Raw genomic sequence first — 11,298 nt, 5'->3', positions numbered from 1 at the left:
CGCCCGGGTCCGTGCCGACCACACTCCCGCCCAGGGCTACTGTCCGCTCGTCCGGGCTCGAATTGATATGTCAACGGGAACGAGAGTTCGCCCTGGCGCCAGGTATCGGGGAACGCTGCCGGATCCAGGCCGCCGGCGCCGTCGTTGACCACCGTTTCGGTGGTGAAGTCGAGCTGATGGGGGTCTCGGCGGCGGGCGGACTTCCACCAGGTGTCGAAATGACGCACGGAGACGATATCGGCGGGGACCCGGCGGTCGTAGAACTCGAACAGCACCTCGTCGTCGACCATGATGTCGCGCCGGCGGGCCCGGTGTTCGAGATCGGCGATATCGTCGAGCAGCGCGCGATTGCGGTGGAAGAAATCGTGCCGGGTCTGCCATTCGCCCTGCACCAGCGCATGCCGCAGGAACAGCTCGCGCGAGGTCTCCGCATCGATGGCGCCGTAGTCGACCGGGCGCCCGGTCACCAGCGGGACGCCGTAGAGCGTCACCCGCTCGTAGGCGCGGGCGGCACCGCGCTTGGCCGACCAGTGCGGCTCGGAATACACGCGTTTGACCAGATCGCCGGCCAGGCGTTCGGCCCATTCCGGTTCCACCCGGGCCGCCATCCGGCCCCAGAGCCGCGAGGTCTCCACCAGTTCGGCCGCCATCACCCAGCGGGGCGGTTTCTTGGCCAGGGCCGAACCCGGGAAGATCATGAACTTCGCGTTGCGCGCCCCGAGGAACTCACGAGATTCGGCCTCCCGGACCCCGATATGCGACAGCATGCCCGAAAGCAGCGCCTGGTGGATGGAGGTGGCGTCCCAGGGGTCGGTATCGGGTGTCATCTCCTCGACCGGCCGGGGACCGGATTCGCGAGCCGCCGCCCGGGCACCGTCGCCGGAGGCACGCGCCGGCCTCCGGCCACGTCGCCGACGCGTGGCACGCGGCTCGTCGTCCCGGCCGTCGCCGGCCGCGGCGTTGCCCGGGCCGCCGTCGTGCAGCGACCAGCCCATGCCCTTCGTGATGGTGCGCAATTGACCGTAGAGGTCCTGCCATTCGCGAATCCGCAGATAGTGCAGGAATTCCTCCCGGCACATCCGCCGGAATCGGTTGGCCGACAGCGTCCGCCGCTGTCCGGACAGGTACTCCCACAACCGCAGATAGGCCAGGAAATCCGAGTTGGGCACCACGAACCGCGCGTGCCGGGCGTCGGCGGCCTGCTGCTGATCCGCCGGCCGTTCCCGGACGTCCTGGATCGACAGTGCGGCCACGATCACCAGCACATCGGCCAGGCATCCGGTGCGGTGCGCCTCGACCAGCATCCGTCCCATCCGCGGATCCACGGGCAGCCGGGCCATCTCCCGGCCCGTCGGGGTGAGGACCGGGGACTCGGCGTCGCGCGCTGCGCGGTCGCGCCCGCCGAGCGCGCCCAACTCCTCGAGCAGCGCGACACCGTCGCGGACGGCCCGGTTGTCCGGGGCCTCGACGAAGGGAAATCGCTCGATATCGCCCAGCCCCAGCGCGGTCATCTGCAGGATGACCGCCGCGAGGTTGGTGCGCAGGATCTCGGGATCGGTGAACACCGGACGGGACTCGAAATCCTCCTCGGAGTAGAGGCGGATACAGATACCGTCCGCCACGCGTCCACACCGGCCGGACCGCTGCCGCGCCGAGGCCTGGGAGATCGGTTCGATCGGCAGCCGCTGGACTTTCGTCCGCATCGAGTACCGGGAGATCCGGGCCGTACCGGGATCGACGACGTAGCGGATACCCGGCACGGTGAGCGAGGTCTCGGCGACATTGGTCGCCAGGACCACCCGGCGTCCGGTATGCGGCGCGAAGACGCGGTGCTGTTCGGCGGCGGAGAGGCGCGCGTACAGCGGCAGGATCTCGGTACGCGCCAGTTTCAGATCCTTCAGGGCGTCGGCGGTATCGCGGATCTCCCGTTCGCCGGACAGGAAGACCAGGACATCGCCGTCGCCCGCCGCGAACAGCTCGGTCACCGCCGCGCAGATGGCGTCCACCGGATCCCGGTCCACCACCTGGTCGTCCTCGTCGTCGTCCGCGGCGGGCACCGGCAGGGCCAGCGGGCGGTAGCGGAGTTCGACAGGGTAGGACCGGCCCGACACCTCGACGATCGGCGCCGGTTCGCCCGCCGCGTCGGCGAAATGCCGCGCGAAGAGCTCCGGATCGATGGTCGCGGAGGTGATGACGATCTTGAGGTCCGGCCGCCGCGGCAGCAGCTGCTTCAGGTACCCGAGCAGGAAGTCGATATTGAGGCTGCGTTCGTGCGCCTCGTCGATGATGATCGTGTCGTAGGCGCGCAGCAGCCGGTCGCGCTGGATCTCCGCCAGGAGGATCCCGTCGGTCATCAGTTTGACCAGGGTGTGCTCGGCGGCATGGTCGGTGAACCGCACGGTATAACCGACCGCGTCGCCCAGTTCGGTGTCCAGCTCGCTGGCGATCCGTTCCGCGACGGTGCGCGCGGCCAGGCGGCGCGGCTGGGTGTGGCCGATCGCGCCGCGGATACCCCGCCCCAGTTCGAGGCAGATCTTGGGGATCTGGGTGGTTTTGCCCGACCCGGTCTCGCCGGCCACGATCACCACCTGATGGGCCGCGATGGCCGCGGCGATATCGTCGCGCCGGCCCGTTACCGGTAACTGCTCGGGGTAGGTGATCGCCGGCACCGCGGCACGGCGCGCCGCGATACGGGACTCGGCGGCGCTGATCTCGGATTCGAGCCGGGTCAGATCGCCACCGCGGCCTCGATCCAGCTGCCGGCCGAGCCGGTGTTCGTCGCGGAGGGTGAGAGAGGCCAGCCGGTTGCGGAGCTCCCGGTGGGTGACTGCGGTCCTGGTCATTGCGTCGACCAGCCTAACGAAAGCCGGACGTCTCCCGGGTTCCGGCCCGGACCGTGCCGGGCGGCCGAATGCGGCGCGAGGCCCCGGATCGGTGATCTCCCGGGCCGCGGGACTCGGTGCCGTGCCGGCCGCACCGGCGGGTGGCATGCCCCGCGCATCCGAAGGCGAGCGAAGCGGCGGCGGCCCGAATGGACCCGTGCGAGGATGGTGGGGTTGCGTTGGTCTGCGAAAGGCGCTGTGGCATGGTCGATTTCGATGTGAACCAGGCGGCGGTGCGGGCGCTGGTGGCGGCGTCCTTCGTGGTCGCGGCCGTGGTGGTGCTGGCCCGCGTCGGAGCAGCGCGACCGGCGCCGGCCGCGGCGCGCACCGGTGGTGCGGTGTGCGCGGAAAGCGGCGGAGATCACGAATCCGATGCGGCCCATCTCCTGATGTGCGCGGTGATGGTGGTCATGCTGCTGTTCCCGCGCGGATTGAACGCGCACGCGGTACAGGGTGTGCTGTTGGCGATGGTCCTGGTGTTCACCGTGCTGCTGCTGGACCGGGCGGCCCGGTGGCGCCGGATGCGCGAACCCGGGTCCCGGATCGCGGCCCTGGGGTATCACCTGGTCGCCGCGGCGGTGATGCTGGCGGCCATGTCCGGGCACTCCGGAGCGGGCCACGACGCGGCGCCGGCTTCGGGCGGGCTGCTGATCTTCGCCGCCGTATTCCTGATCGACGCGGTGATCGTGGTCGCGACGGCCCGTGGCGGCCGCGGATGGCCCGCTCATCCCGCCGCACGCGGCGGGCTGCCGGTCGCGATACTGCCGCATCTGGTGATGGACCTGGGGATGGCCTATATGGTGTTCGCCGCGGTCGCGGGCTGAATCCACCCGGAACCCGGTGCCCGCCCGCGGTGCACCGTAGAGATCCGCACCTCACGCGGGCCGAGCGCGTCGCGCAGTAACTCGGCCACCGTGGTGGCGCTGTCGGCCGCCGCTCCGCAGGTGAAGACATCGACGAAGATATCGCCGGATTCCGGATAGGTATGCAGCGAGGCGTGGGATTCGGCCAGCAGCGCCAGCACCGTCACGCCGTGCGGCTCGAACCGTTTACCCACCATCTCGCACAGCGTGACGCCCGCGCCCGCCAGTGCTGTCCGCAGCGCCGATTCCAGACGTGCGAGGTCGTCGCACAACGCGCTGTCCACACCGCCGAATTCGGCCAGCACATGCCGGCCGGAGAATTCCGCTGTCACGCCCCACCCTCGCTCATCGCTGTACCGCTCATCCCGAGATCACCGTGACTTCGTCGAATACCACCTCGCCGGCCGCATCGGATTCGGCGAGATCCACGGTCGCCAGTATGGCCCACCCGTGGTCGCCCGCCGGATCGTCGAGGACCTGGCGTACCTGCCAGAAACCGGGCCGCGCTTGCACCCGGAACAGTTGCGGTCCGCGGGCGTCGGGTCCGGTGCCGATCGCGTCGTACTCGTCGAAGTACGGGGCGAGGTCGGCTTCCCAGGCGGGGCCCGGCGACAGCTCCGACAGATCGTCCCAGCGCCGCCGGGCGGCCAGCTCCACCCGCCGGAACAGCGCGTTGCGCACGGTGACCCGGAACGCTCGCTCGTTCGCGGTGATCGGCCGCACCGCCTCGGCGCCGAAGGCCACCTGCTCCTGATCGGTTTCCGCGCCGGCGCCGGTGAGCTGCTCCCATTCGTCGAGCAGGCTGGAATCGACCTGCCGGACCAATTCACCGAGCCATTCGGTGAGATCGTCGAGCTCCTCGGTGCGGGCCGATTCGGGCACGGTGCGCCGCAGTGCCCGATAGGCGTCGGCGAGGTAGCGCAGTACCACGCCCTCGGAGCGGGCCAGTTCGTAGTAGGCGATCAGCTCGGTGAACGTCATCGCCCGTTCGACCATATCGCGGACCACCGATTTCGGGGCCGGTGCGAACTCCGACAACCACGGGTGCCCCGCGCGGTAGGTCTCGTAGGCACCCTCGATCAGCTCTGCCAGCGGTTTCGGCCAGGTGATCTCCTCGAGCCGCTCCATCCGCTCGTCGTAGTCGATACCCTCGGCCTTCATCTCGGCGACGGCCTCGCCGCGGGCCTTGTGCTGCTGGGCCATCAGCAGTTGCCGGGGATCCTCGAGCGTCGCCTCGACCAGTGACACCATATCGAGCGCGTATCCGGGCGATTCGGCGTCGAGCAGTTCGAAAGCCGCCAGCGCGAACGGCGACAACGGCTGATCCAGCGCGAAATCACGCTGCAGATCGACGGTGAGACGGGCGTACCGGCCCTGATCATCGGGCTCGGGCAGTTGCTGCACCACCCCGGCATCGCGCAGGGCGCGATACAGACGGACCGCCCGCACGATATGACGGCGCTGCGCCGCGCGGGGCTCGTGATTGTCCTCGAGCAGATGGCGCATCGCGGTGAAACAATTTCCCGGACGGGCGATCACGTTCAGCAACATGGCATTGGTGACCGCGAACCGGGACACCATCGGCTCGGGCGCGGCCGTCACCAGCCGGTCGAAGGTCTCCTCGCTCCACGATACGAATCCCTCGGGTGGTTTGCGCCGCTGCACCTTGCGCTGTTTCTTGGGATCGTCGCCGGCCTTGGCCAGCAGCCGGGCATTCTCGACCTCGTGCTCGGGTGCCTGCACCACAACGGTTCCCATGGTGTCGTAGCCGGCCCGCCCGGCCCGGCCGGCGATCTGGTGGAACTCGCGGGCCTTGAGCCGGCGGGTGCGCACACCGTCGAACTTGGTGAGCCCCGTCAGCAGCACGGTCCGGATCGGCACGTTGATCCCGACGCCCAGCGTATCGGTGCCGCACACCACCTTCAGCAAACCGTCCTGGGCCAGGCGTTCCACCAGGCGGCGGTACTTCGGCAGCATCCCGGCGTGGTGCACCCCGATCCCGTGCCGAATCAGCCGCGACAGTGTCCGGCCGAAACCGGAGGTGAAGCGGAATTCCCCGATCGCCTCGGCGATGGCGTCCTTCTCGGCGCGAGTGGCGAAGTTGGCGCTGGTCAGGGCCTGGGCCCGTTCCAGCGCCGCCGCCTGGGTGAAATGGACGACGTAGACAGGAGCCTGATGGGTCGTCACCAGCTCGGTCAGGGTTTCGGTGATCGGTGTGCGCACATAGGAGAAGTGCAGCGGCACCGGTCGTTCGGTCCCGGCCACCACCGCGGCGGCGCGGCCGGTACGACGCCGCAGATCCTCGGCGAAGAAGTCGACCTCGCCGAGAGTCGCGGACATCAACAGGAATTGCGCCTTCGGCAGTTCGAGCAGGGGTACCTGCCAGGCCCAGCCGCGGTCGGGGTCGGCATAGAAATGGAACTCGTCCATCACCACCTGCCCGATATCGGCTTCCGGGCCCTCGCGCAACGCGAGGTTGGCGAGGATCTCGGCGGTCGCGCAGATGATGGGGGCGGTCGGGTTCACCGCGGCGTCGCCGGTGACCATGCCCACCCGTTCGGCGCCGAACACCTCGCACAGCGCGAAGAACTTCTCACTGACCAGCGCCTTGATCGGCGCGGTGTAGTAGGTCCGGCGGTCCGAGGCCAGCGCGAACAGATGGGCGCCCACCGCGACCAGTGATTTCCCCGACCCGGTGGGTGTGGACAGGATGACGTGCGATCCGGAGGCCAGCTCCATCAGCGCCTCGTCCTGCGCCGGATACAGCGGCGTGCCCTGCTCGGCGGCCCATGCTCCGAACGACTCGTACAGTGCGTCGGCGTCGGTTCCCGGTATCTCGAGCAGTTCGGTCAGATCCACCCCGGACACCCTACGTCGTGCCCGGCGCGGATCACCGGCACGGTGGGGCCGTGCCGTCCGGGTACCGGCTCAGCCGCGCTCGTCGTCGTCGCCGGAGTAGCCGCCCTGTTCGGCCAGGAACCGTTCGAACTCGGCGCCCAGTTCGTCGCCGCTGGGCAGCTCGCCCTCGCCGACCAGCAGGCTGGACTGGCGTTCCTGAGCGGTGACGAACGTGTCGTACTGCCGCTCCAGGGCGTGCACGACGGTCTCGACCTCGGAATTTCCCGCGATATGCTCGTTGACCTGCTCCCGGACCCGGGCGGCGGCCTCACCGAGCGCGGCCAGCGGCAGCTCGAGCCCGGCGTTCTCGCCGAGATGTTCGAGCAGCGTCTGAGCGGCCTCGGGGTACGAGGTCTGTGCCAGATAGTGCGGGACGTGCACCGAGAATCCGAGTGATTCGTGGCCGTGCTGCGCCATCCGGTACTCGAGGAGGGTCGACGCGCTCGCGGGCACCTGCAGTTCACCCGGCCAGCGCTGATTCTCCGGAATGAGGTCCCGGTTCGAGGAATGCGCCGTCACCCCCAGCGGGCGGGTGTGCGGGATGGCCATGGGGATGGCGCTCAGGCCGATGCTGCGTCGCACTCCGAGCTGTTCGGACAGCAACCGCACCGCGGTCGTGAACTTCTCCCAGCGCAGATCGGGCTCGATCCCGGCGAGCAGCAGGAACGGCGTACCGGCGGTATCGCGCAGCGCCCACAGATTCAGCTCGGGTTCGTCGTAATCGGAGAAATGATCGGACTTGAACGTCATCAGTGGCCTGCGGGAGCGGTAGTCGAGCAACTCGTCGATATCGAACGAGGCCACGAGTTCGCTCTCCAGGCTTTCGCGCAGGTGCTCGGTCGCCAGCCGCACCGCGTGACCGGCGTCGGAATAGCCCTCCAGGCCGTGCACCAGGACCGGCCCCGAGCCGTCGTCGGACGACAGCTGCGGAGCGGGGAACTCCAGTTCGTACATTCGCGACTCGTAGTCCATCGCGTACTCCTTCCTGCGCGATCCGTCGGCGGGCCGATCGAGCAACACTGCTTGTCACTGCCGCGCCGCGAGCCGCGAATCACACTCCATTGTCCCCCATGACGAAGAACGGCCACACGCGGCCGCGCATCGGCTCTCTGTCGTGTCAACAGTGACCGCCGGTGCCGAATTCCCGGTTTGGTGGGTCTGCGTACAGCGGCGGGGGTGGCGCGCGATCCGTCGGTACGCACCGGGGAGTCTGGCACAGTAGCGGACCGGATGTACCGGAATTTCCACCGACGGGTCGCGGTGCCGGCCACAACCACCGGAATACCCGATCTCATCCACAATCCGCGGTTATCCACAGACTTGTTGATCCCCACGATTTGTCCTGCTCACCGGGCACGCGCCGGAAACCCGGCAGCGCATGCTGACGCCATGACTTCCGCTGCGCCGTCTTCCCGCTCCGATCTCACCGCCGACGATTCCCGGCCGGATGTGATCGCGCCACCCGTATCCCCGCGGCCCTGCCCGACCAGCCGTGCCCTGCGCTCGCGGACGTCACGGCCGGCCGATCCGAACACACCACCGTGGCCCGGCGGCCGCCCAGTGGCCCTCGGTCCCACCCGGCCGAAACGGCCGTGCTGTGCCGACCGGGCCGGGAGCGGCTACGAGCGGCCCGGGTCCGCCCGCCTCGACGAACCCGGTGATCTCATCGCCGCGATCCCCGCCATGCTGGGATTCCGGCCCGAGCGCTCCCTCGTGGTGGCCGTCCTGTGCGCCGCGCCCGGCACTCCCGACAGCTCGGTTGTCGACCTGGTCGTGCGATTCGATCTCCGGCATCCCGAAATGCCGGGGCAACCCTGCGGCTCCGAGACGGTGGCCGCCGCCGCGGCCCGGGTGTGTGCCCGGCCGGGGGTGGTCGGGGTGCTCGCTGTGGTGGTCGACGACGAGGCCGCGCCCCCGGTGCCGCCGCTCCGGCCCCACGTCGCGGTTCTCGACGAACTGGAAGGCCGCCTGGCCGCCCACGCGGTACCGATCCGGGGTTCGTGGGCGGTCCGGTCGATCCGGGCCGGCGAACCGTGGTGGAGTCTGACGGGTCCCGGCCGTCGTGGCCGGGTCGCGGATCCGGCCACCTCGGTACTGACTCTGGACCGGGTGTTCGGCGGACGCCCCATCCGGGGCAGCCGTGCCGAGCTCACCGAACTGGTCGATACGGACATCGCGCTGCGGGAGGCGGTCTCGGGGGAACTGCCCGGAGCCCGGGCGCGGGCCAAGGATCGTTTCGCGGCCGCCGCCCGCCGCGAGGATCCGGTGGGTTTCCTGCGCGGCGAACTGGTCACGGTGCTCTGGCTGATCTCCCAGGCAGAGTCCGGAGCGCAGCCGGCTGCCCGGGAGCTCGCGGATATCGCGGTGGCGCTGCGGGACAGCCGGATACGCGATTGCATGTTCGCGCTCGCCGGTACCGTGCACGCCGACGCGGCCGAACGGCTGTGGATCCGGCTCACCCAGAGCCTCGAAGGTGGCGACCGGGCCGAATCCGCGGCCCTGCTCGGCTATTTCGCCTATGTGCGCGGGGACGGACCGTTCGCCGGGATGGCGCTCGACGTGGCGGTGGACGCCGACCCCCGCCACCCGATGGCGACCCTGCTGCACACCGCGCTGGAGGCGGGTATGCGGCCGCAGCGATTGCGCGATCTGGCCCGCTGCGGCCGCGATTCCGCCGCCGATCTCGGCGTCGACTTGGAAACGCTGTGGTGAAACCCGCGGCCGGGTCAGCGGGCGCTGTGTGCCCGCGAACCGAGGCCCTGCAGATAACTCCACGCCGTGGAGACGATCTCGTCGAGATCGTTGTGCTTGGGACGCCAGCCGAGTTCGTCGACGGCGCGCCGGCTGGATGCGATCAGCACCGCCGGATCGCCCGCCCGCCGCGGCGCGTCCACCGCGGCGATGGGCCCGCCGGTGACCCGCTCGCACGCGGAGATCACCTCGCGGACCGAGAATCCGGTACCGCTGCCGAGGTTGAACACCCGGTGGCTGCCCGCTTCCGCGGATTCCAGGGCCAGCAGGTGGGCCTGGGCGAGATCCAGGATGTGGATGTAGTCGCGGACGGCGGTGCCGTCCGGGGTCGGCCAGTCGGTGCCGAATACCGAGATGGAATTCCGGTGTCCCGCCGCGACCTGGAGCACCAGCGGGATCAGATGGGTTTCCACCACCCGGTTCTCGCCGAGCCCGCCGTAGGCGCCCGCCACGTTGAAATACCGGAGGCTGGTGGCCGCCAGCCCGTGCGCGACCGCGTACGACGTGATCGCGTGGTCGATCGCGAGTTTGGAAGCGCCATAGGGGTTGGTGGGCCGGGGCGGCGCGTCCTCGGTGATGGGAACCTGTTCCGGTTCGCCGTAGACGGCCGCGGTCGAAGAGAAGACCAGCCGGGGCGTACCGGTTTCACGCATCGCCTCGAGCAGCGTGAGCGTTTTGACCACATTGCCGTGCCAGTATTTCTCGGGCCGCTGCACGGATTCACCGACCAGAGATTGCGCGGCGAAGTGCAGGACGCCGTCGAATTTCCGCTCCCGCAGCAGGCCCGGGGCGGTATCGGCGATATCGCCCTCGACGAATTCGACGTCCGCGGGCACCCCGTCGGCGTTGCCGGTCGAGAGATCGTCGACCACCACCACCTCATGGCCCTGCTCACGCAGGACGAGCGCGCAGACCCCACCGACATATCCGGCCCCGCCGGTAACCAGGAGTTTCACGCCTCAGACCAACTTCACCTGAACGGCATGGGCCATTTCGTCGGGCAGTTCGAAACCCGCATGCCCCGGCACGGTGATGACCACGGTTCCCGGTTTGCTCTCCACGGTCACCCTGGCGTCGGGTACCACCCCCGCCTCCCGAAGACGCCCGATCACCTCGGGATCGGTCTGGATATGTTCGGCCAGCCGGCGCACCACGACGGCGTGGGTGCGTCCCTGGGGAAGCTCGGAAAGCCGCTTCAGCGGCTCCTCCAGCAGGTCGGACGCGGAGATGCCCAGTTCGTCCAGGCCGGGGATGGGGTTGCCGTAGGGGGAGGTGGTGGGGTGGTTGAGCACCTCGACCAGGCGGCGCTCCACATCCTCGCTCATCACGTGTTCCCAGCGGCAGGCCTCGGCGTGCACGTTCTGCCAGTCCAGCCCGATGATATCGACCAGCAGCCGCTCGGCCAGGCGGTGTTTACGCATGACCGCGACCGCCATACTGCGGCCCTTCTCGGTGAGTTCGAGGTGCCGGTCGCCCGCGACCAGCAGCAGGCCGTCGCGCTCCATCCGTGCCACGGTCTGGCTGACAGTGGGCCCGCTCTGCTCGAGGCGCTCGGCGATCCGGGCGCGCAGGGGCACCACGCCCTCCTCCTCGAGGTCGTAGATGGTACGGAGATACATCTCCGTGGTGTCGACCAGATCCTTCACTGTTGCCCCTTCGTCGGCACGAATTCTACCTGCGCACCAGCGACCCCGGTCGGACGGAGCGAGTCGCGTGACGCGTTGGGAATACTGTTGGCGCGCGGTCGGGTGCCGCTTCGCGCATACATGTATTTCTACTGCATGACAACGTCCGATGGGGTTTCACCCTTCCCGTTACGGTTGCGATCATGGCCACTTCACCGCCGGACGGGAACCGTGATTCCGGATACGCGGGCAGCGTCGTGTGGACGGATCGGTTCCTGG

8 protein-coding genes are annotated in these 11,298 nt (G+C 69.3%); 2 read left to right on the top strand and 6 right to left on the bottom strand.

Annotated elements, in window-relative coordinates:
* Positions 1-2,843 (bottom strand): ATP-dependent RNA helicase HrpA (gene hrpA / locus ACWDU1_RS21690; RefSeq protein ID WP_450000986.1); only part of this gene is annotated, 2,843 nt, incomplete at its 3' end.
* A 242-nt stretch (positions 2,844-3,085) separates the two neighbouring features.
* Here hrpA and ACWDU1_RS21685 point away from each other — a divergent pair.
* Complete coding sequence (locus ACWDU1_RS21685) at positions 3,086-3,706, top strand: DUF5134 domain-containing protein (RefSeq protein WP_450000985.1); 621 nt, start codon at positions 3,086-3,088, stop codon at positions 3,704-3,706.
* Here ACWDU1_RS21685 and speD read toward each other — a convergent pair.
* The 3 genes from speD to ACWDU1_RS21670 form a co-directional block, all read right to left on the bottom strand.
* A complete protein-coding gene (gene speD, locus ACWDU1_RS21680; protein WP_450000983.1) occupies positions 3,676-4,077 on the bottom strand; it encodes an adenosylmethionine decarboxylase in 402 nt (133 codons plus the stop codon). The two genes, ACWDU1_RS21685 and speD, sit on opposite strands and share 31 nt — an antisense overlap.
* 28 nt (positions 4,078-4,105) lie before the next feature.
* On the bottom strand, positions 4,106-6,604 hold the full coding sequence (locus tag ACWDU1_RS21675; protein WP_450000981.1) for a DEAD/DEAH box helicase: 2,499 nt from the start codon (positions 6,602-6,604) through the stop codon (positions 4,106-4,108).
* Positions 6,605-6,673: 69 nt separating this feature from the next.
* Positions 6,674-7,615 (bottom strand): PAC2 family protein, encoded by a 942-nt coding sequence (locus tag ACWDU1_RS21670; RefSeq protein WP_450000979.1) that lies wholly within the window; start codon positions 7,613-7,615, stop codon positions 6,674-6,676.
* A 417-nt stretch (positions 7,616-8,032) separates the two neighbouring features.
* On the opposite strand from ACWDU1_RS21670, the gene ACWDU1_RS21665 reads away from it, so the two are divergent.
* Positions 8,033-9,355 (top strand): DUF4192 domain-containing protein, encoded by a 1,323-nt coding sequence (locus tag ACWDU1_RS21665; RefSeq protein WP_450000977.1) that lies wholly within the window; start codon positions 8,033-8,035, stop codon positions 9,353-9,355.
* Between the two features lie 14 nt (positions 9,356-9,369).
* Here the strand turns inward: ACWDU1_RS21665 and galE are convergent, their stop codons facing one another.
* Entirely contained in the window at positions 9,370-10,350 is a 981-nt protein-coding gene (gene galE, locus ACWDU1_RS21660; RefSeq protein WP_450000975.1) for a UDP-glucose 4-epimerase GalE, read from the bottom strand.
* A 3-nt stretch (positions 10,351-10,353) separates the two neighbouring features.
* A complete protein-coding gene (locus tag ACWDU1_RS21655; RefSeq protein WP_450000973.1) occupies positions 10,354-11,040 on the bottom strand; it encodes a metal-dependent transcriptional regulator in 687 nt (228 codons plus the stop codon).
* Positions 11,041-11,298: the final 258 nt, after the last annotated feature.

The sequence above is a fragment of the Nocardia sp. NPDC003345 genome (assembly GCF_053589395.1).
This window is presented reverse-complemented; position numbering and strand designations above follow the sequence as displayed.